The sequence below is a fragment of the uncultured Nostoc sp. genome (assembly GCF_964247315.1).
Classification (GTDB): Bacteria; Cyanobacteriota; Cyanobacteriia; order Cyanobacteriales; family Nostocaceae; genus Nostoc.
On the sequence record NZ_CAXTTT010000083.1, the window covers coordinates 1 to 20,585 of the forward strand.

Below are 20,585 nucleotides of genomic sequence, written 5' to 3' on the forward strand. Positions count from 1 at the left end.
GTTCATCTCCCTTATCTCCCTCATTCACTCCTCCTAAAACTGCGATTGCTCCCATACCTAGACCGCTCCCTATGGTCAAACCCCCAAGTTCTCAGGAGGCTATTGACCAATTAGAACAAGCGGTGCGTTTGGATGTTGCACCCAACTCCAATGAGCCGATTGATCGCAACCAAGCGATCGCTCTCCAGCAAGAGCTAGAAAATCTGATTGGTCGGGTGGAAAGCGCTCATTTAGCGGTATTAGCTAATGCGGCTAATGTTGGTGAAGCGATATCTGAGGAAAAGCAGTCTTCTAGGCATTTGAACACTTATACCCCTCAATCTCTCAAAGAGCAGCCAATACAATTGGCCTCAACCAAACTGGGGGCGCTAGCCATGAGTAACGAGCAAACTTTGGCACAAGCAAGGCTAATTGCCAAAAATTTACCCCAATTGATTGCTCAAAAAAACTATGCTCTAGCTCGTCAGCAATGGCTGGTTGCTAAAACGACTTTGTGGCAGCAGTTTCCTATTGATCGCAGACTGGCTCAACCAGAAATTCGGGCAGTTTGGTTAGATCGGGGGACGATTGTTCGTGCTGGTAGTAAAGCGGGACTAGCCCAGATTTTTGATCGCCTCGCCCAAGCCGGAATTAATACCGTCTTTTTTGAAACTGTTAACGCTGGCTATACAATTTATCCGAGCCAAGTCGCAAAAGAGCAAAACCCATTAATTCGTGGGTGGAACCCACTGGAAGAAGCGGTGAAACTAGCCCATGAGCGAGACATGGAATTACACGCTTGGGTTTGGACTTTTGCTGCTGGCAATCAACGTCATAATCAAATTCTCAACCTTAATCCTAATTATCCAGGGCCAGTACTAGCGGCTCATCCCGATTGGGCAAACTACGATAACCTTGGCAACATGATTCCCGTTGGTCAGACTAAGCCATTCTTCGATCCAGCCAACCCCGAAGTGCGGCAGTACTTGCTTAAGCTGTATGAGGAAATCGTCACTAAATATAACGTGGATGGTCTACAGCTAGACTACATTCGCTACCCTTTCCAAGACCCATCAGCAGGTCGAACTTATGGCTATGGCAAAGCTGCAAGAGCGCAATTTCAGAAACTTACTGGTGTAGATCCAGTGAATATTTCTCCTAGCCAAGCAGACTTGTGGCAAAAATGGACAACATTTCGTACCGAGCAAGTTGATAGCTTTGTCGCCCAAGTATCACAGCAGTTGCGACAAAAGCAACCGAATTTGATTTTGTCGGTTGCAGTATTTCCTTTGCCAGAAATAGAGCGGATTCAGAAAATTCAACAAAATTGGGAAACTTGGGCAAGGCGGGGAGATGTAGATTTAATTGTTCCCATGACTTATGCTCTGGATACTTCTCGGTTTCAACGACTGGCCCAACCCTGGATTGCCTCTAAACAATTAGGAGCTACCTTGTTGGTGCCGGGAATTCGCTTACTTTCTTTGCCAACAATCGGAGCATTCGATCAACTCCAGTTGGTAAGGGACTTGCCAGTTAGTGGTTATGCACTATTTGCCGCCGAGAATTTTAGCAACGATCTCCAAAAACTCTTTACTAGCACCCAAGGTAGAAGTCAATCCACAACAAGTGAACCGATTCCTCACCGCCAGCCTTTCCAAACTGCTGCTATCCGTTACACCGCCCTACAACGGGAATGGAAATTTGTTTTCCAAAATGACCAACTACAAAGGTCTGCTAAGAAAATTTCAGATTTTAACAATCAGGCAGAAGTTTTACGCAGTGCTTTAAATCAGCTTGCGGCTTCCCCTTCTGCTAATAAGTTACTCGTGGCAAGAGCCTCTCTAACTCGGTTCCAGTCTCAATTTCGAGTATTAATGAGCCAAGAAATTAAGTCGAATTCCTATCAAGTCAAAGTTTGGGAAAATCGCCTCGTAACTATAGAAAGGCTATTACGTTATGGCGAACGGCGGGTGCAGTTGCGTCCTTTGTGAAGAGGCACAGAGGCGGTAAGCAGGGGGACAAAGGAGAATTAGTTATTAAAGAATTTTCTTCCTTGTCCCCTTGTCTCTTTCCAATGCTCAACTAGCTAGATATAAGCTAGTTTGTAATTCTTAACACACTTTTTGTAGTGTTTGTATTCCAAATATTACTACTTATTTAGCGTCAAAATCTTGGAAAATACTTAGATAACCAGCTTTAGATAACTATTATTTGATGATAGCTATCGTTAAAATCTATGCAAGCCTTACCTCAGCTCATCTGGCTACAAAGCTTAGAGTTAAGAATTGACTGTTTGCTGCTGATGGTTGTGTTAAAAACATCACTATTAAAGTAGATGCTACGTCTATAACGGGCTACGCTTACGCACTAATGTAGCATCGGGTAAGAGTGTCTTGTTTTTTCATCTTTGCAGGTAGTAAGGTAATTCACCAAGCATCATGTGGTAATGGTTATAGCTTCTAGAAGTAGCTTGAAAACAGTCAATACTTTTGAAGTTATGCATACCTTAGTCATGACATTGAATGTACCAGAGTTTTTGGAGACTGCCTCAGTGCTATCACGGTTGCACTAGCAGCAATTAGAACTAATGCTAGTTGTAGATAACCAAGGTAATATTGTCGGTAATATTACTCCTGAAAGTATCAGTTAAGCACTAGCACAAGAAACAAAGAAAACTAGATGTAATCTAGTATTGGTTCCTTTGAGGTACAATATCATATTCTCGCAGAGAGACAATTACTCAAGTCCCAATGGCTACTAGTACACGTTATAGTACGTAAAGCTACGACAGGCAAATACACTCACTTTATTATTAAAAATAGCAGTTTTAAAAAAGTATGTAGATATCTAGAAAGTTAAAATATTTATTACAAAAATGGTTATTTATGTAATAGATATTGCTAGAGTTTGCCGTTAAATAATACAATATAAAGATGAGGTAATATATGCCAAAAATATTAATAATAGAAGATGAAGAAGCAGTCAGGGAAAATATTTTAGATTTGCTAGAAGCTGAGGATTTTCAAACTATTGCTGCGGCTAATGGCAGAATCGGGGTAAATTTGGCTATCTCCGAAGTTCCTGATTTAATTCTTTGTGATATGATGATGCCAGAAATTGACGGTTATGGCGTGCTAACAGCATTACGTCAAGCTCCATCAACGGCAACAATTCCCTTCATCTTTCTCACTGCCAAATCTGCCAAATCTGACTTCCGTCAAGGTATGGATATGGGTGCAGATGACTATATAACTAAGCCATTCACACGATCTGAGTTATTAAGTGCCATCATGAACAGGTTGGAAAAATACGCGACTTTAAAAAAGTATTTATCTCCTCAGACTGTAATTAATATCTTGTCTCCAAAAATGCAGTTGTTAGAAATTAGCTTACACCGAGCTATAAAACAACATAATTTTCAAGAATTTGAAATTTATTATCAACCAATAGTCGATATTGCTTCTGGAAAAATAGTAGCTGCTGAAAGTTTATTGCGCTGGCAAAGTCCAGAATTGGGGATGATTTACCCAACAGAATTTATTCCGTTAGCAGAGTCTACAGGTTTAATTGTCCCAATTGGTAAATGGGTATTAAAAAGGGTATGTAAACAAATTAAAAGCTGGCGCGATGCCGGAATTCGTTCCTTGATTGTTGCTGTAAATCTGTCAGTAATTGAATTTAATCAACCAGATTTCATTAATAATATAGTTAATTTTATAGCTGTCAATGAGTTGGAACCACATTATTTAGAACTAGAACTCACTGAAAGTATGATTATGCAAGATGTAAATAGTGCGATCGCTACTATGAGCAAATTGCAATCCTTGGGTGTAAAAATTGCGATCGATGATTTTGGTACGGGTTATTCTTCTTTAATTTATCTGAAAAACTTACCAATTACTACATTAAAAATAGACCGTTATTTTATCCATAATGTTGCTAACGATTTGCAAAAGTCAGCTATTGCTAAGGCATTAATTCAGATGGCTCATAATCTCAATCTAGATGTAGTGGCTGAAGGTGTAGAGACAGAAGCAGAACTAGGTTTTTTACGCCAACATAACTGTAATTCAATGCAAGGCTTTCTATTTAGTCGTCCCTTACCAGTAGCAGAATTTGAAAGAAAATTTTTGGTTAAATAACTAATGCTTGTATGTGTAAATATTGGGCATTGGGAATAGAATTTAGTCACTAGTGCTTTATTTTTAAATTGTTAATAGGTTGACTAATTAAGAAAAATCAAACTTTTGACTGGCGACAATTATTAAGCCTCAAGTCTAGAGTAAGAACGTTGTGTATAGTGTCTACAATTATGAAACTCCCTGCGCGTTTCTTGCTGCCAGTTTTTTTAATGACTTTGGCAGCAGCCTGTAACCAGACTCGCGCTAACTCAGATAATCCTACACCTCAAAAATCTGTACCTTCTGCCCAACTAACACAGAATCCTACAGAGCCAAAAAATCTTGTCCGTACTGAAGCAATTTCACCTACACCCATCCGAATAAATCTGAAGAATTTACCAGCACCCTTCGCAACAGAAAGCGCCTCCAAGCAGCCTGAAGTTGTGCCTATTCCCCAAAATCCAGTGCTGCGTGTACCACCAGGCTTCACAGTAAATGTCTTTGCTGAGGGTTTAGATGCCCCACGCTGGCTAGCTTTAACCCCCAGTGGTGATGTCTTGGTGACTGAAACCGGGCAAAATCGCATTCGTCTGTTACGTGACAGCAATGCTGATGGAGTAGCTGACGTTCGAGAAACCTTTGCTAGTAGGGACAACGGACTCAATAGACCTTTTGGGATGGCTTTTGCAGGTAATTCCTTTTTTCTGGGGAATACAGATGCTGTGGTGCGTTTTCCCTATACTCAAGATCAAAATAAGATTACAGGTAAAGGGGAAAAAATTGCCGACTTGCCCGCTCAAGGTTATAACAATCATTGGACGCGCAATGTCGTTATCTCGCCCGATCGCAATAAATTATATATTTCAGTTGGATCGGGAACCAATGTAGATGAAGAACCCCTACCACGGGCTTCGATACAAGTGATGAATTTAGATGGTTCCCAACAACAAACTTTCGCTTCAGGCTTGCGTAATCCTGTTGGTTTAGACTTTCATCCTGTTACTAAGGAACTTTACGCCACTGTCAACGAACGGGATGGAATTGGTGATGATTTGGTGCCAGACTATCTGACACGCGTTAAACAGGGGGCATTTTATGGCTGGCCCTATGCTTATCTAACACCAAACAACCTCGATCCGCGCCAAAAGACAAATGATAAAAGTAAACGTCCCGACTTAGCAGCCCGGACTCAAACGCCAGATGTGCTGTTCCAGGCGCACTCAGCAGCATTGGGCTTGCAGTTTTATGATGGTAAAACTTTTCCAAAAAAATACCAGAATGGTGCTTTTGCTGCTTTTCGTGGTTCTTGGAATCGCGATCGCGGTACTGGTTATAAAATTGTATTTGTTCCCTTCGATGCTAAAGGGCGATCGCTTGGCTACTACGAAGACTTTCTTACAGGATTTTTGCTAAATCCTTCTGTACCAACTACTTGGGGACGACCTGTAGGTTTACTCGTGTTGCCAGATGGCAGTTTACTACTGACAGAAGAAGCCAATAATCGGATTTATCGGATTCAATATACGGGGGAGGGAACAATTCAAAATTAATAAATTCGGGGATAGAATCTGTTAGCTGGGGCCAAATTAGAGCAGTTGTGATTATTTATAGAAAGTTAAGATGTTATGACTGCATCTTTGTACCCAGGTTTATCTCGTTTAGGGTAAATTACTGATAAATACTAATACTTATCTGGTTGAAAAATTGATTATGACTCCTAATGAAAATAATACTCAGTCAAATATCAACGAATTGTCTGCACATTCAGGTACACGATATTGGGGTGAGGTGGAGGTAATCGAAGAGGGAGAAACCTATAGAATTAGTCGTGTTGAAATCAAGCCCAGGCACAGCATTAAACCACAAATTCATTATCACCGCAATGAACATTGGGTTGTAGTTTCCGGTGTGGCAAAGGTGACTTGTGGCGATGCGGAAATATTACTCAATCGAAACGAATCAACTTATGTCCCCTCAGCAACTCTACATAAAGTAGAAAATCCTGGACATATCCCGTTAATTATTCTGGAAATTCAAAATGGTGAATATTTGGGTGAGGATGATACTGAGCGCCCTTATGACTTAAATTTGGTCTAATCTGTAGCTGAAGGTTAGTAAAGGCTGGGGGATAGGGGAGCAGGAGAGACAAGGGGGACAAGGAAAATGACTATGCCCAATTCCTAACGCCCAATGCCCAATGTTTAATCAAAACCATCCTTCTTGTTCTAGGGTTTCAATTAGTTGCAAGCCACGAGGATCGCCCACTCCTAACAGTGAGGCTTTGGCGTCTTCCCGGACTCCCAAATCTTGGTCTTCGGCAAAGGCTTGAATTAGGGCATCGATCGCTGTGGCATAAACTACATTTGAAGGTAGTTCGCGGCACAGTTGACCAATTGCCCAAGCACTGTTACTTCGCACAGCTGCTACAGGATCTTGGACTAAGGCTTCGATTAATGGTGGTATTGCCCCTATAACTGCTTCATAACCCACCTCTGCCATCTGTGCTAAGGCGCTAGCAGCCCACAAACGCACTGCGGAAATGTCGGTTCTTAAAGCGTCTGCTAAAGGTGCTAAAGAACGGCGATCGCGACAGTTTCCTAAAGCCCAAACAACACCTTTACGCACATAGCCATTCCAATCGCTGTTTAGTTGAGCAATTAACGGACTCACTGCCTCTGAACTGGGATTGCGTCCGATGCCATAAGCTGCACTCACCCGCACTAAGGGACAGGTATCAGTTAACAGGCGAATCAGATGGGGGGTAGCACGGGCATCTTCTATATCACAAAAAGCACGTGCCGCTAACATTCTTTGCTGGGGCTGGGGATTTTCCAGTAAAGCTAGCATCACTTCTGGATCTGGCTTTGCCACAACTGATTCGGCAGTTAGCGGCTCTATTTTATCTAAGGGGCTTTCTAGCTCCTCCTCAATATCGAGTAGGCTTAGATCGTCTTCGTCATACATAATTTGATTTCAATCCCGAAAAGGGATTAACACATAATCCCCCGCGCTAATAAGTTAAAGCTTTATATATATTAGTTGGGTTCTTATACATTTTCCTTTCTTCCTCGTTGAGTTTTATCTCAACGAGAATCTCCATAAATCAAACGCTACAGTATGTTATCGCTATCCTTGAGTTTATTTTTCTGCACTCAGGAATTTTACCATCCAGATGGATTGGGTTTGATAACCTAACTGATTATAAAGATTCAATGCAGGTTTGTTTGATTGAAACACTTGCAGGCCAATTTGGCGATCGCCTCTTTGAATAGCCCAATTTTCCACGTATCGCATCAAGGCTGTACCAATACCCCGTCGTCGATGTTCTGGTACAACGTAGAGGATAAAGATGTGAGCATGACGGTTCCCATGTACTTGATCTATAGCATTGCCCACCCAGAGGCAGGCGATGGGGGGCAGAGGGGCAGAGGAGAAAGATTCTTTATTACTCGCTTGCTCCCCTGCTCCCCTGCTCCCCTGCTCCCCCTCCTCTTCTACCCACCACAAAGGCGTATTGCTAGAAAAGTATTGCTTAACTGTTTGCTCTAGGTGGGAAAAATCCTCGTTGGGAAAAAGATCCTGGTAAGTTCGCTGCATGAATTTCAGCAGGAGCGATCGCTCCAAAAGGGAGCCACGGCGAATAATATATCCAGGTAGTAGTTGTTCAGACACTTAAATAGATTTATTGACTTAGCTAGCTTGCGTTATGTGCTGCTGGTGGCAAATTAGCAGGAGTGGGTTGAGAACTTACTCCCACCTCTTCAATTGGTGCAGGTGCTGCCATATCGGAGGGTAAAAAAATCCGGGCGCTGACTGCCACTAGGGCAAAGAAAAATACTAATACTGCAAGCAGTGGGGCGATGTATTGACGAAAAATAGCCATATTTAGATTGCAAAGAGCTAGGCACTTTTATGAGAACCTAGCTGAAGATTTGTGAAGTATTCTTGATTTATTTTAGCAATTTTCTGTGCATGAGAATTGGGAATTGGGAATGGGGCGTTGAGTATGGGGAATTGGGCATTGTTATTCTCTTTGTCCCCCTACTGCCCTACTCCCGCTGGCGATCGCTCTCCAAGTCATCAAGTACTCTTTCGCAATACCAATTTTCCGGCATCCCAGGATAAGTCTCTTTTGCCTGTACAATTAACCGTTCGGCTGCGACAGTATCACCAGATAATTTAGCAATTAGCCTGTTTTTGAGATAGCTATCAGATAAACCCTCCTCAACCTGGGTTGGTATCCCTTGATTAATGGTTGATGGAGTTGATGGCCGGGACTGCTCTCTTCGCAATTGCCAAAATAAAACGTAATAAAGCGTACCAAAAATTAAAATTAGGCTGAGTGTTCCGAAAAAAGTTAGGAGGTTAAATGCTAGAAATCCTAGAACTAACTGCGAGAGAACATACCCAAGTAATAAACCAGTGAGTAAGAGGATGAATGTGCCGACAGCAATAACTACTTGATTCCCCATATATCCTCGTCTTCATTCTCTAATCCTGGTCTGGATAATACTACCACTGGCTTTGGATTCCAAGGGGCAAAGAATGGCAATAATAGTAATCCTGGTAAAGCAGCTATTGCTGTCAGTAGAAAGAATGTAGTCCAGCCGGTGGTTTGTGCCCACGTACCTGCTGGAGCCGTGAGAATATCTCTACTAAAAGCCTGCAAACTGGAAAGTAAAGCGTACTGTGTAGCTGAAAAGCTTTGGTTACAAAGACTCATCAAAAATGCGACAAAAGCAGCTGTTTCTAAACCGGCACAGAATTGTTCTATATTAACGGCAGCTAACATTAGATAGAAGTTTTTACCTACTACTGCTAACGCAAAGAAAGCCAAGTTGCCGACGGCTTGCATGATGGCAAATATCCAGAGCGATCGATTAACACCAATTTTGGTCATTACTGCTCCTGCTGCCAAAGTGCCAACAATAGTGGCGAAAATTCCTAGCGCACCAGGAAATGCGATGTCGGTTTGAGTGAAATGTAAGCCTTTATCTAACAAAAATGGGGTGGATACATTCTTTAGTAAAGAATCCCCCAATTTGTAGATTACAATAAATACCAAGATTAAAAGCGCTTGTAGCCAGCCATGACGCTGAAAAAATTCAATAAAGGGTAATTTGACGGCGGCAGATAAAGTCTGAGGCGGGCGATCGCGTAGGACTGGTTCTGGTGCAAAAATAGAAGTTACCAGTCCTACGAGCATCAGCAGCGACATCAACAAGTAAACAGCTTGCCAAGGGATTCTATCTGCCAAAAATAGGGTAACGTAACCCGTTACTAGAATGGCAATGCGATAACCCAATAAATAAATAGATGCTCCAGCACCTCTTTCTTCTACTTCCACTACATCAGTGCGGTAAGCATCAACTAAAATGTCTTGGCTGGCGCTAAAAAAGGCGACGGCCACAGCAGCAATTATTAAAGGTTGTAGCCCTTGGGATGGATGTTGTAGAGCCATGACAGCTATACTTGACAGTAATGCTATCTGTGTAATTACCAGCCAACCTCGACGCCGCCCCAAAAAAGGCGGTACAAATCTATCTAGTAAAGGCGACCAGAGAAATTTTAAAGAATAGGGCAGCTTGACTAAACTAAAAGCGGCGATCGCTGCCAAGCTGATTCCTTCTTTGGTCAACCATGCTTGTAATGTCTGACTGGTTAAATACAACGGCAATCCTGATGAAAAGCCAAGAAATAACAAAGCTCCCATCTTCGGGCTGCCAAAAATTCGTAGCAGCGATTTATTTACTTGCACAATCTTGAAGATTCCTTTTTATTTAGTTGAATTGCAGTTATCTTGCCATAACTGCTGTCTAATTTCGTGTAAGCACACAAACCTGCTAAGATTTACTTTATTTAAGATACATATCAGCAATACTTTAACAGTGTGATTATTCCTTAATTTTCCTTAATTGAATAAACCTGATGTCCCCTGATTTCTACCCCGTGGGCAGCGAGGCATTTTTCCCAACCTTCACGAGTGCCGATGTCGCTTTTATCCTTGAGCAGCCCTAATTCCTGTTCTTGTTGGGTGAGTTTAGCAAATTCTTCGTAGCGTGGGTAGTTGCTGGTAACAAATGTTTCCTTACGGTGTAAAATCGGCGGATTTGCCCTAGTTTCATAGTCTCGATGAGTTATGAACAGGGTTTTTAAATCAATAGCGATACTAGCTTTTAATGCCGGATGCGGATCGGTGTCGAATTCCGGGTAAGACAGATAGGATATTTGCGGCTTATCAGTGTGATATTTGATCAATGTAGCTTCATCAACACGCCCAATGGTGCGACTAGCGCAACCTTCACAAATTCGGAGTATAGGGTCAAGTGCAGCAAGTGCCGAAACATGGACGTAAAGGGCACCACGCGTGTGTTTACCAATTTTACTTTTTTCGCACGCAGTTTGAATTACCCCAGGTTTACCTAAGCTGAAAAGTTTTTGGTCGGCTACAAGGCACGCTTCTTCATAGCTACTAAAAAAAGCTTTGATATCGTGACGCATTTCTGGCGCTAGCTTTTGCCATGCAGGACGTTTATCAAAGTGGGTGAGGGCGAGATAAACTTGGATATCCAGAGAACGACGGTAAGCGATCGCATCCCATTCAGCCTCATCAGTAGCTTGCAAAACTACACCAAAAGCACGGCGGAAGTTACCAAATTCGCTCAGTAATTCCTGTTCATTTTCTAATTCGCCTTTGGCAGGTAGTCTACCGCGCTTGGTAAAAAAAGCCATGAGTGGTTGCAGCTGTTCTTCATAATCTTCAAACCGCTTGATCGGGATGCGGACTCGTGGTGTAGAAGTGGTAGAAAAGAAACGGATAGCTTTGTAGCTTTCTTTTTCAGCTTCATCTCGGAAAACAAAGTAGACGCCTAGAGCTATCGGTACTGCATCGACATTTAGCACCTCATCAATATAAGTTTTGAGTTCTTCTTGTTCGTAATATTTCTGAAAAGTATTGCGGCGCGTCACAATGCCATCATTGTAAGCAAGCTGCGTTTTGCTGGGAGCGTTAATCAGGATTTGAGCCGCGACAATTAAAACTTTCTCAGTGAGTTCCCAGGCTTGAATCAGGCTTTGACGGCGTTCCTCTGAGTCTTCAATGACGTTGAGGACATAACCCAAGTTGACCACATCGGCGGCGGTGCGTGGTACATCGGGATGGTAGTAAGGGTCCCAGCCTGCACTGGTGTAGCCTAAGTTTTTTACTCGCTGGACATCACCACCGTAGCCGCAACCGTAGTCAAAAAAAGTGGTGTCTGAATTCAGGATTGCCCATTCTATTGCTAATCGCACGGGGCGAGATAAATCAGTACGAGCGATCGCAGCTCTGTGACGCTCAATTTCTAGCGCTTCCGGCATAATATTAGTTTCAGTTAACAGTGAACAGTTAACAGTCAACTAATATCCTTTCAATTTTTAACCGCTAGTTCAATTAAATCTTCAATTTTCTTGATATTTGGATCGCCTGCTAAGTAGCCAATACCGCGATGCAAATGTAAGCGGAATTGGGTTGCTAGGGTTTCTTTGTCGGTGGGATAGCCGTCGTTGTGACAGCGTTGCTTGAGGGCGAGAAGGAGAATATCGGACATTTCGCCACCAAAGACGCGCCAACTCATTTCGACGTTGCTATCTTGGGGAATTGGGACGGGGGAGGGTGCAGTTGCTTCTGCAAGAGAACGACAAAACGCCCAACGGCATAAGATATTCCATTGGTCGATTTTAGTGCTGCGCTTAAGTTTGGTAAGTTGCTCTTTGGCTGTTTGAGAGAGTTTTATTCTTTCGATTGGTGATTCCATAATCTTCCTAAAAATTAAGGTAGTTTCCGCTCATAAACCCAAACAGTAGCGAACCGCAGTTTCAACTTCAAGCATCTTAGAATCAGAAATTTTTCCAGATGGATCGGCAGGAAAGCGATTTGGATCTAGAGAACGAATTTGAAAACATAAGAACACTGTTTCTATAAGCAATCCACTGTCACTTGTAGAGACTCGTATATTGGTTGGATAATCACGCTTAATATTTGTTCCTTTCGTACCGACAACTACAGTCACAACCAAAGGTAATTGATTGATAGCGTCTATAGATAAAACTAAAACTGGTCTTGTTCCTGCCTGTTCTCGACCCTGGACTGGATTAAGATTGACAAAATAAATTTGCCCTCTCTCGATGCTCACAGCTTTTCTAAACCATCCATTTCTGTAACATAAAATTCATGATTTCCTGAGCCAATTTCTGCCTGTATATCTAAATCACTAGCCATCGCAGCTAGTTGTTCATTCATATATTTAATATCAGTGAATTTATTTGATATTTGCTTTCTTTCTTGCACTTGTTTTTCGATACGTTCTAATAGCCATTCTAATTCTTCTAATGACAAAATACGTAGGCTGTACTCTATTTTTATTAAATGTGGTGAGTTCATAATTGATCTCCTTTCCAAAGGTCGTTAGATATATTGTAAAGATGTAGGCTTCAAAAAGTTGCGATCGCTCAATTTTTTAACAATATCTACTACCAAAAATATCCTGGTTGTATGGTTGTTTGGCGGGTGGAGGAGTCGTATTTGAGGAGATATTCGCGGGCGATCGCTTCATTCTCTCGCAGTGTTTCAACTTCTTTCTTTCCAATCTCAGTATCCGTAGATAACAAAATGACTTGATGGCTGGCGGATGGAAAGTAACGTTCAACTAAGTTACTGCGGTGAGAGGAGTCTAGTCTACCTAGCGGTGTATCGATGGCTACTGGTAGGCGGTGTCCAGAGATTTTGGCTAAACCCCAGAGGAAGGCGATCGCTAGTAGTTGTTTTTCGCCAGCAGAAAGACGATGTTTAGGGACTGGTTTACCATTTAAATCATACAAGTAAAGTCCAAAAGTATTACTATCAATGGCGATGCGATGTACTAAATCTGATTTGTGGAGGAGATAAAGGAAGCAATTTTTAACTTCTTCCTCTAATTTATTGAGCTTTCTTAAGGTTAGTTTTTCCCGGAAAATCTTGAGCGTTTCTTGAACTTTAGCTGCTGAGGTAATAATATGATCTTTATTTTTACGTTCAATATTTTCTACAGTATATTCTTGTAATTCTTTTTTGGTCTTATCAAGGGTAGTTGCTAACTCAGCTAACTTCTGGCGAGTTATCTCATAATTTACTTTAGCTTCAGAAACTTGATTTTGTGCTTCTTCCACAGCTTCGCGCAGCTTTTTATAGGCTTCTGGTTCTGCTGCTGTTTGTACTTGTCTTGCTAAATTGATAATTTCTTCTTCAAAATTTTTGAGAATATTTAATTTTTCTTTTGCAGTATTTAAAGCGTTTTGCAAATAATATCTGACATTATCCAATTGACTCAAACTTTCCTCATCAGCTAATAACCAAGGTGATTCTGATTGGGAGTTGGCTATATATAAACTATCAATATCTTTAGCTAAAAAAGAGTTAATTTTATCAACTTTTTCAGAAGCGATCGCTAATTCACTTAGCCAGTTGAGTAAGCGCTTATCTCGTTCAAGTAAAACATCTCTAGCTAACTGTACTTGTTGATAGCGAAATTCATTTACTCCCTGTGCTTGTACTTGACTCAGTAAATTAGAAATTAGCTCTAAAGGTAACACATCAGCAGCTAATTCACACATTGACTGACGAATGTTTTCTGCTGCGGCAGTTTTCTCTTTTTGTTGTTGTTCTAGTTGATTGCGTTCGGCAGCGATTTTACCCCCTTCCGAAACGAATTTATCTAAGACTTCTCGCTGTATGGTTTCTAACTCTTCAAGTTGATTTTTTAAATGGGCTAATTTTTCTTCTATAACTAGGTAATCTTCTTGCTGCTGCGTTAACCTTGTTTCAATTTCTTCTATATTAGCTAAATCTTTAGTGTCAGCCATTTCCTTACGTTTGCGGTTGACTAAAATCTCTAAATCAACTGCTAAACGGTCAGATAATTCTAGCCCTAAAAGTCCGCGAATAGCTTCAATTACAATTAGTGGTGGTGAATCCTGTTCTGCAAGGTTTCTTACTTGTTCACCATCGAAAAGAAATAAATTAGAAATTCCTAATGGCAGCAGATTTTCTATATAGTCATCCCAAGTATTCACCAAAGATTCAACAGGCCAAGTATCATCATCGCCTAAAATTCCCAAAGAATCTTTACCATCTTTAGGATTTTTTTCCCAAGTTCTGACAATCCGATATTTTACTGGTTTATCATCTTCGATGTGTTCAAAAACTAATTCAATCCGGGTTTTTTCAGTAGGATTAGCTTTACTATTAACGCATTGGTTCAAAAAATCGTTATAACTCAAATTACCACGGGTAGAACATTGAGCGCGATGACCATAAAGCACAAGGCGTATGGCATCCATCAGCGTAGTTTTTCCCCCGCCATTCATCCCACCTAATAAAATAATTGGACGCGGATTTTCATCTTTTCTTGGGTCAAGATTGATTACTTGTGTTCCAGAGTAAGGGCCAAAGTTTTGTAGTACAAGTTCAAGAAATATCATTGATATTTAAGAATAAAATATATGCCGAATGGAATTCGCTCAGTATTATTTCGTTATTTTTGTAGGGTGTGCATTGCCCACCCTATCATATTTTTTACTAGCCGAATTACAGTCACGTTGTCAGAATGTGCCTAGTTAAAATACTCATCACTTCTCCAGGGTTGGGACTAGGTAATAAAGGACTCCATTCATTAACTTGAGCAAAACCCAGCTTGTAAAGGGTGAGAATTGTGTTGTTAACACCTGTTTTAGAACCATAAATTACTACTTTTACAGACTCTCTCCTTGGTGTTGTTTCTTGAGATTCGTTGGCCCAAACAAGCGGCGAGATGCTTGGAAAGGTATCTGCCAAAAAGCTTTTAGTCATTGAGATTTACCTGATTGTTGGTGAGATACTCTGTTACTATTAGGTAACATAACTATCTTACACTCATAGTTACCAATAGGTAACATTTACTTGGTTATGTGCCTTTGACACAATCAAAGGCATGGGAAAAGCAGGAAAAGCGCTGAAACAGGTGTTGGAAATCTACGGTATTAGCCAAAACAAGTTAGCAGTAACGATGGGAACAGGACGGCCAAATGTTCACCGATGGGTAAACGAGATTAGAGATCCTGTTGCTGAGACAGTGCTAGAAATTCGGGATGCACTGAAGAAAATTAATCCAGCCGCAGCAGAAGAGTTTATCAGGCTGTACTTGGGAGATGCTGACAAAGATGAACAGCAAACTTAAAGCTTCGTTTCTCTATTTTTAAATTTTATATTTGCCCAAGTCTTAGCCTCATCAGCAGATTGTGTAGCATTGGTTACGTTAGCTTGTGCATTCGTAACGACAAAATCTGCTAAAGTTAGCTGCTTGACCTTTTCAATATCACCTTGTGCAACTGCTGTTTTCAAATCCCGTTTCAAATGAGCATTTTTCATTGCTTCATCTTTAGAACGCGAACTAGTAATAAAGCATTTTTCTAATGTGTCGTAAATTCCCACGCGCCGCGACATTTTACGAAATTGGCGTTCTGTGTCCAAAAGATTCGCCATCAGTTCTAAGTGCATCGCGTCACCTTCACAAATTTCTTCTAACACAGCCCATTCATCGCTACCTAATAAGCTAAGGTCAGCACCAGGACGGGGGTCTTGAAATTCTTCACCAGTCACTTCTTGATAAATCCGGGGTAAGCTATCATCAAATTCGTGTCTTTCTTCTAGCCAAATGCGACGAATTTCGCTCATTTCTTCTAGAGTAATTAGGGTGATGTCGCGCATATTTTCTGGCGCTGTTTGACGAATTTGTTTTTCAACTGTAAGCAACTTTCTTAACCAATCCTCCCGCGCTTCTTTAATAAACGGGCCAGGAATAGGTTCAATAGATGTCCCATCTTCTAAGTTACGTTCATAAAGTTGGACACCACCATTTCTACGTCGGAAATCTCTTTTCTCACGGGTTTCTTCAGCATCCAATTCTTTACGGAAATCAAGTAAAGGTTGCATCCACTCTTTCTCTTCGTCATTTTGAATCATCGCTGCTAGTGATTTATCTTGACTAACCAGCGTGCAAACCCAGCAACCAAAACGAGAGCTACCACAACTAGGGGTAGATGTATCGACAACTAAAGGACATTCATTATCAGCAGAAGCACCTCGATACATGGTAAATAAATCTTTATTGCTGTATCCCCAAGGGTTTTCCCACTGCATGAGATAAATCCAGACTTCATCATTTTGCCAGTCTTCAATAGGGCTATAAACCAAAGAATTTGGCAAGTTCATATTAGGACTGAGGTGATCGCGGACTCGTTGAGCTTCCAATTTTTTCATTCGGCTAGCACGTTTTGTGCTTTCAGCTTTGCGAGTCCCCAAAACAACGATCGCTTCTCCACTCGCTCGAATCACATCACGAATAAAACGATTAGAGGGATTAATTTTGAGGCGTTCTGTACACCAGCGAAATTTTCCTCTGGGTGCTGGATAACCTTTACCAATTAGGCCTACCCAGAATGTTTCTTTAAAATCTGGTTTTAGCAAATGGGGTTCAAAAGGTAATCCTTGCTCTTGGGCTTGAGATTTCATCTGTTTTAGAGAATTGCGTACCCAAGCAGCAACGATTGGATTTTCTACCAGTGTGTCTGTGGTGATAACGTATATTGTTTTAGTCCGCTTTTCAAGTGGGAGTGCTGCGATCGCATTCCAGACTATTTGTAGTACACATGAACTATCTTTACCCCCTGAGTAACCCACAACCCAAGGTATCTCATCTAAACAGTACAATTCTTGAATTTCAGTGGTGAGAGCTTTGATATCTTCCACTAAATCTGCTACAGTACGTGCTTGCTGAACTTTCTTTTCTGGTTGTTGTGCTGTAGTCATTTCTCGTTCTCTCTGGAAACACTGGTGTAATATTCGGGCGAATAGAATTTGCGGCTACACGAAACAAAACCCACTTCTGCAGGTTGAAAAAACAGTTTTTAAAAACTTGACTAGTAATACCCAATTTTTTAGATAATTAAACTACATAATCTTATTCTGTTTTTAAAATTTAACATGAAAGAGAGTGCATCTAACCCAACTGCTGACATCGCTAGAGAGTACCTGGAGCGAGAAAACAAGGAAAAACAGGTACTTTCTTTACTGCTGGAGAACTTTTTAGGTAGAAAAGATCAGATTCTCGTTCAAAAAACCGAGATGGGTGGTACTGAGGCTTATATTAGCTCTGTTAGCTTGGAATGGTTTGCAGGTCGGGTTCACTTCGCCTCTAACTTACCTCTGTTTCAGAAAAAGTACAATCCTGAGACTGATAATGTTGAGATTGACGCAGATACCATTGATGAAATTCAGCAACGTCCCCTTGATTGGTCACGTCAAGCACCGCTAGTCCAGTATTTAGCGGCTCGACACAACCACAAGTTTCCGCCAGTGCTGGTAGTAATTAATCAACCGTGGGTGGATAATCCCAAAGCAGCTGAGTGGGATAGTGAAGGACGCGCCACAAAGTCTACTACAGATTTCATCCCCCTAGATAAAGACGCTAAAGTAGGTCTGCTAAATATTTCTGAGGATGATGTGACTATTTATGCATTAGATGGTCAACACCGATTAATGGGGGTGCAGGGGTTGATAGAATTAATCAAAACTCGTAAACTCCAGCGCTATAAAAAAGATAAAGCTGCTGATGACAGTTTTATTACAGTCAATGATTTGATAGAAAAGTACCAAGTAGACCTTGCTTACTTGCAAAATTTACCCAAGGAAAAAATCGGTATTGAGTTCATCTGTGCGGTAGCGACTGGGGAAACTCGCATTGAGGCGAGGCGGAGGGTAAGATCGATTTTTGTTCATGTCAACTTGATGGCTGCACCATTGACTAAAGGTCAGCTAACACAGTTGAATGAAGATGATGGTTTTGCGATCGTTGCTAGAAAAATTGCAGTTACACATCCACTATTAAAACAACGACAAGAGCGCAATCCTCGTGTTAATTGGAATAGTGCAACAGTGGCTTCCAATTCTACAGTTTTGACTACTTTGCAAGCTCTGCAAGATATGTCTGAGCGCTATTTGGGTCAAAAGTTTCCTCACTGGAAACCCTTGGAGAAAGGTTTAATTCCCATGCGTCCAGAGGATGAAGAACTTGAGCAGGGAATTGAGGAATTCAAAAAGCTATTTGATTCTTTAGCTAGTCTTCCCAGTTATAAGATTTTAGAACACGAGGATACACCAGCTTTACGGCGCTTCAGCTTTGAGAAGGATGGAGGTGAAGGAAATATGCTTTTTCGTCCAGTTGCTCAAGTTGCATTAGCGCAAGCTATCGGAATTTTGATATTTAAAAAAGGTTTCTCTCTGTTCGATATTTTTAAGAAGCTGAGGAAGTTTGACCAGCAAGGTGGTTTTAGTGGTATGGAATATCCGCAATCTATTTGGTATGGGGTTTTGTATGACCCAAATAAAAAGCGAGTGCAGGTTGCTGGACGAGATTTAGCGGCGAAGTTACTGGTTTATATTCTGGGTGGAATTCAAGATCAGATAGAACGCGCTGAACTTCGCAAGGCTTTAGCCGATGCTAGGACTGTGGAAGATAAAACTATAGGTTTTGATGGCAAGTTTGTTGAACCAAAAGCTGTAGGACTTCCACATATCCTGAACTAGCAAAGTTGGGTAGAGATTTTGCACTGTGGTTTTTACCGATGCTATAGTCCATAAGGGTTGCGTATCATGTTTGCTAACATCTACTAATTTCTATTAGGTATTTATATGGCTCAACCAATTGAGGATGGTAGTAATAGCATTTCCCCTCAGATAAAAGCTCAGTTTAGCTCCTTTATTGAGCCATTCTTCTCACAATATCATCGCGATCGCTGCTATCCAGGACTTATTTTTAGGCAAGGAAAGCGGACAATGCTGCAAATTAATGTACCTGCGAGTGACTTTTCTGGTCTTCTGCAAGCCAAACCCTCCACTGGGAATGATCCTGATTCTGGTAAAAATCGCCCAGAGGTTAAAGGTCATGCTGATGAAATTCAAAAATATATTGTTGAACGTTCCCGAAAAGGAAAACCTTGGATTGTCGGAACTCTGACTGCTAATGTAGCTCCAAAAGACATAACAATTCTTGAACTTGGTAGGGGCATTTGTCTAGTTGTTATTCGTCGTGGAGTCAAGTTAGATATAACAGACGGACAACATCGTAAACGTGCAATTCACGAATTGATAGAAAGTACTGAAAGCCACTTAATCAGTGATGATGATTTTGCAATTACTCTCGTTTTAGAGGGTGACTTTCAACAGTGTCAGGCAGATTTCAGAGACATGGCTCAAACAAAACAATTAGATAAATCATTATTATTATCATTTGGTGAGTTCTCTGGTAGAGTTGGCATTACTAAAGAATTAATAAAAAGAGTACCAATATTTCAGGGTAAGACAGAGAAGATTAAATCAAGTCCTGCAACTAAACAAAAGCTGATTTACACAACTAATTTTATAGCTAGGTTTGTAAGTTGCGTTTTTACTAACGATCCAAGTAATCAACTTCGAGATTATGATGTTTACCAAGCATCTGATGCTTTAGTTATTTGTCTTAATCAATTTTTCTCAGAATGCAGTAACACTGAGTATATTGCTGATACAACTGTTGAAGAACTAACAACAGATGAAGTAGCTGCATTTAAAGAAGACTGTATTCTAGGTGTAAGCGTGGGGCTAGAAGTTTTAGGACGTTTATTGCACTACATATACGAGCCAGAAAACAATTTTTTTAATGAAGAAAAAGTTTTACAACTAGCACAACTAGATTGGTCAAGAGAAAACCAACTTTGGAAGGATAACGTAGTTAGAATAGATCCTAAACCTAAAAACCTAGATAAGCCTTATAAGTTATCTACTGCTGCAAATGCTGTAACGGATGCAGTCAAGATAGCAAAAATCCGACTGGAATGGATATAAATCATTACTTATGAGCATGATTAAAAATCAAAATAGGAATTTGGTTAAATTAAATTCCTCATCCTGCTCATCATTATTCATTCGCCCATAACTGAGAAATAATAAAATTCGCTCTGCATAATCTACTGATCCACGCAACTCATTTTGCAAAATTTCCAGTCCACCATTAGCATACTCTTCAAATATGTAATTACGTTGTCTTTCATATTCTTCTTCATTGATAGATAGTGTTTTAATATCTTTAGTTTCATTAATTGCTAATAATTTTATTAAAATATCATTCCCCATTGAGGCAAAATACTCTATCCTGATTGGCGATGGTTCCCTTTTAGAAATCTCTCCCAAAGCTACACGCTTTTTATGCTTTGCACCCAAAGCTGCTGCAAACACAATTACATCAGCAAAAGTATTAAAAGGCCCTGTTCCACCATCTGAAGATGTTAAATCCTTCACCAACTCAGCCTTATCTTTAGCAACCCGGATTCTGCCAGTTTCAGCCATGATATTAATATCTACATTGTTGCTATTTTAACCAACAGCCAAAAGCGATC

20 protein-coding genes are annotated in these 20,585 nt (G+C 40.8%); 7 read left to right on the top strand and 13 right to left on the bottom strand.

What is annotated here, in order from left to right; translation table 11 throughout:
* From ACFE93_RS22715 to ACFE93_RS22730, 4 genes are all read left to right on the top strand, one after another.
* Positions 1-1,970: glycoside hydrolase family 10 protein (locus tag ACFE93_RS22715; protein WP_375476479.1), on the top strand; the 1,970-nt coding region annotated here is incomplete at its 5' end.
* 954 nt (positions 1,971-2,924) lie between these two features.
* Complete coding sequence (locus tag ACFE93_RS22720; RefSeq protein WP_375476481.1) at positions 2,925-4,121, top strand: EAL domain-containing protein; 1,197 nt, start codon at positions 2,925-2,927, stop codon at positions 4,119-4,121.
* 170 nt (positions 4,122-4,291) lie between these two features.
* The gene (locus ACFE93_RS22725) at positions 4,292-5,650 is read left to right on the top strand and encodes a PQQ-dependent sugar dehydrogenase (RefSeq protein ID WP_375476483.1); all 1,359 of its coding nucleotides are present in this window, start codon (positions 4,292-4,294) and stop codon (positions 5,648-5,650) included.
* 160 nt (positions 5,651-5,810) lie between these two features.
* Positions 5,811-6,197, top strand: a complete 387-nt coding sequence (locus ACFE93_RS22730; protein WP_375476485.1) for a phosphomannose isomerase type II C-terminal cupin domain — start codon at positions 5,811-5,813, stop codon at positions 6,195-6,197.
* A 108-nt stretch (positions 6,198-6,305) separates the two neighbouring features.
* On the opposite strand, the gene ACFE93_RS22735 is transcribed toward ACFE93_RS22730, so the two are convergent.
* The 11 genes from ACFE93_RS22735 to ACFE93_RS22785 all read right to left on the bottom strand — a co-directional run bounded on the left by ACFE93_RS22735 (position 6,306) and on the right by ACFE93_RS22785 (position 14,964).
* Entirely contained in the window at positions 6,306-7,064 is a 759-nt protein-coding gene (locus ACFE93_RS22735) for a HEAT repeat domain-containing protein (RefSeq protein WP_334911018.1), read from the bottom strand.
* Between the two features lie 174 nt (positions 7,065-7,238).
* Complete coding sequence (locus ACFE93_RS22740) at positions 7,239-7,772, bottom strand: GNAT family N-acetyltransferase (protein ID WP_375476487.1); 534 nt, start codon at positions 7,770-7,772, stop codon at positions 7,239-7,241.
* Between the two features lie 22 nt (positions 7,773-7,794).
* Positions 7,795-7,983, bottom strand: coding sequence for a hypothetical protein (locus tag ACFE93_RS22745; protein ID WP_375476489.1), 189 nt, complete (start codon positions 7,981-7,983; stop codon positions 7,795-7,797).
* A 166-nt stretch (positions 7,984-8,149) separates the two neighbouring features.
* Positions 8,150-8,572 carry an ABC transporter permease gene (locus tag ACFE93_RS22750; RefSeq protein ID WP_375476491.1) on the bottom strand — a complete coding sequence of 141 codons (423 nt, stop codon included), beginning with the start codon at positions 8,570-8,572 and terminating at the stop codon, positions 8,150-8,152.
* A complete protein-coding gene (locus ACFE93_RS22755; protein WP_375476493.1) occupies positions 8,557-9,858 on the bottom strand; it encodes an AmpG family muropeptide MFS transporter in 1,302 nt (433 codons plus the stop codon). Before ACFE93_RS22755 ends, ACFE93_RS22750 begins: the two co-directional genes overlap by 16 nt.
* A gap of 143 nt (positions 9,859-10,001) precedes the next feature.
* On the bottom strand, positions 10,002-11,459 hold the full coding sequence (locus tag ACFE93_RS22760; protein WP_375476495.1) for a DNA phosphorothioation-associated putative methyltransferase: 1,458 nt from the start codon (positions 11,457-11,459) through the stop codon (positions 10,002-10,004).
* A gap of 50 nt (positions 11,460-11,509) precedes the next feature.
* Complete coding sequence (dndE, locus tag ACFE93_RS22765) at positions 11,510-11,896, bottom strand: DNA sulfur modification protein DndE (protein WP_375476497.1); 387 nt, start codon at positions 11,894-11,896, stop codon at positions 11,510-11,512.
* A 30-nt stretch (positions 11,897-11,926) separates the two neighbouring features.
* Positions 11,927-12,274, bottom strand: coding sequence for a type II toxin-antitoxin system PemK/MazF family toxin (locus tag ACFE93_RS22770; RefSeq protein ID WP_375476499.1), 348 nt, complete (start codon positions 12,272-12,274; stop codon positions 11,927-11,929).
* On the bottom strand, positions 12,271-12,522 hold the full coding sequence (locus ACFE93_RS22775) for a hypothetical protein (protein WP_375476501.1): 252 nt from the start codon (positions 12,520-12,522) through the stop codon (positions 12,271-12,273). The genes ACFE93_RS22770 and ACFE93_RS22775 overlap by 4 nt, the downstream gene beginning before the upstream one ends.
* 89 nt (positions 12,523-12,611) lie before the next feature.
* Positions 12,612-14,597, bottom strand: a complete 1,986-nt coding sequence (gene dndD / locus ACFE93_RS22780) for a DNA sulfur modification protein DndD (protein WP_375476503.1) — start codon at positions 14,595-14,597, stop codon at positions 12,612-12,614.
* A gap of 112 nt (positions 14,598-14,709) precedes the next feature.
* A complete protein-coding gene (locus tag ACFE93_RS22785) occupies positions 14,710-14,964 on the bottom strand; it encodes a hypothetical protein (RefSeq protein ID WP_375476505.1) in 255 nt (84 codons plus the stop codon).
* A 121-nt stretch (positions 14,965-15,085) separates the two neighbouring features.
* Here ACFE93_RS22785 and ACFE93_RS22790 point away from each other — a divergent pair, with 121 nt between their 5' ends.
* Entirely contained in the window at positions 15,086-15,331 is a 246-nt protein-coding gene (locus tag ACFE93_RS22790) for a helix-turn-helix transcriptional regulator (protein ID WP_334955811.1), read from the top strand.
* Here ACFE93_RS22790 and dndC read toward each other — a convergent pair.
* Positions 15,328-16,962, bottom strand: coding sequence for a DNA phosphorothioation system sulfurtransferase DndC (dndC, locus tag ACFE93_RS22795; protein ID WP_375476507.1), 1,635 nt, complete (start codon positions 16,960-16,962; stop codon positions 15,328-15,330). The genes ACFE93_RS22790 and dndC overlap by 4 nt on opposite strands.
* 174 nt (positions 16,963-17,136) lie before the next feature.
* On the opposite strand from dndC, the gene ACFE93_RS22800 reads away from it, so the two are divergent.
* Complete coding sequence (locus ACFE93_RS22800) at positions 17,137-18,738, top strand: DGQHR domain-containing protein (protein ID WP_375476509.1); 1,602 nt, start codon at positions 17,137-17,139, stop codon at positions 18,736-18,738.
* Between the two features lie 105 nt (positions 18,739-18,843).
* Positions 18,844-20,034, top strand: a complete 1,191-nt coding sequence (locus ACFE93_RS22805; protein ID WP_375476511.1) for a DNA sulfur modification protein DndB — start codon at positions 18,844-18,846, stop codon at positions 20,032-20,034.
* 27 nt (positions 20,035-20,061) lie between these two features.
* Here ACFE93_RS22805 and ACFE93_RS22810 read toward each other — a convergent pair whose 3' ends face one another.
* Positions 20,062-20,535, bottom strand: coding sequence for a DNA phosphorothioation-associated protein 4 (locus tag ACFE93_RS22810; protein WP_375476513.1), 474 nt, complete (start codon positions 20,533-20,535; stop codon positions 20,062-20,064).
* Positions 20,536-20,585 lie beyond the last annotated feature (50 nt).

Bases quoted from the DNA above. Each gene is read 5' to 3' on its own strand.
- ACFE93_RS22720 (WP_375476481.1), top strand. From the start codon at position 2,925: ATGCCAAAAATATTAATAATAGAAGATGAAGAAGCAGTCAGGGAAAAT.
- ACFE93_RS22725 (WP_375476483.1), top strand. From the start codon at position 4,292: ATGAAACTCCCTGCGCGTTTCTTGCTGCCAGTTTTTTTAATGACTTTG.
- ACFE93_RS22730 (WP_375476485.1), top strand. From the start codon at position 5,811: ATGACTCCTAATGAAAATAATACTCAGTCAAATATCAACGAATTGTCT.
- ACFE93_RS22735 (WP_334911018.1), bottom strand. From the start codon at position 7,064: ATGTATGACGAAGACGATCTAAGCCTACTCGATATTGAGGAGGAGCTA.
- ACFE93_RS22745 (WP_375476489.1), bottom strand. From the start codon at position 7,983: ATGGCTATTTTTCGTCAATACATCGCCCCACTGCTTGCAGTATTAGTA.
- ACFE93_RS22750 (WP_375476491.1), bottom strand. From the start codon at position 8,572: ATGGGGAATCAAGTAGTTATTGCTGTCGGCACATTCATCCTCTTACTC.
- ACFE93_RS22760 (WP_375476495.1), bottom strand. From the start codon at position 11,459: ATGCCGGAAGCGCTAGAAATTGAGCGTCACAGAGCTGCGATCGCTCGT.
- dndE (WP_375476497.1), bottom strand. From the start codon at position 11,896: ATGGAATCACCAATCGAAAGAATAAAACTCTCTCAAACAGCCAAAGAG.
- ACFE93_RS22775 (WP_375476501.1), bottom strand. From the start codon at position 12,522: ATGAACTCACCACATTTAATAAAAATAGAGTACAGCCTACGTATTTTG.
- dndD (WP_375476503.1), bottom strand. From the start codon at position 14,597: ATGATATTTCTTGAACTTGTACTACAAAACTTTGGCCCTTACTCTGGA.
- ACFE93_RS22785 (WP_375476505.1), bottom strand. From the start codon at position 14,964: ATGACTAAAAGCTTTTTGGCAGATACCTTTCCAAGCATCTCGCCGCTT.
- ACFE93_RS22790 (WP_334955811.1), top strand. From the start codon at position 15,086: ATGGGAAAAGCAGGAAAAGCGCTGAAACAGGTGTTGGAAATCTACGGT.
- dndC (WP_375476507.1), bottom strand. From the start codon at position 16,962: ATGACTACAGCACAACAACCAGAAAAGAAAGTTCAGCAAGCACGTACT.
- ACFE93_RS22800 (WP_375476509.1), top strand. From the start codon at position 17,137: ATGAAAGAGAGTGCATCTAACCCAACTGCTGACATCGCTAGAGAGTAC.
- ACFE93_RS22805 (WP_375476511.1), top strand. From the start codon at position 18,844: ATGGCTCAACCAATTGAGGATGGTAGTAATAGCATTTCCCCTCAGATA.
- ACFE93_RS22810 (WP_375476513.1), bottom strand. From the start codon at position 20,535: ATGGCTGAAACTGGCAGAATCCGGGTTGCTAAAGATAAGGCTGAGTTG.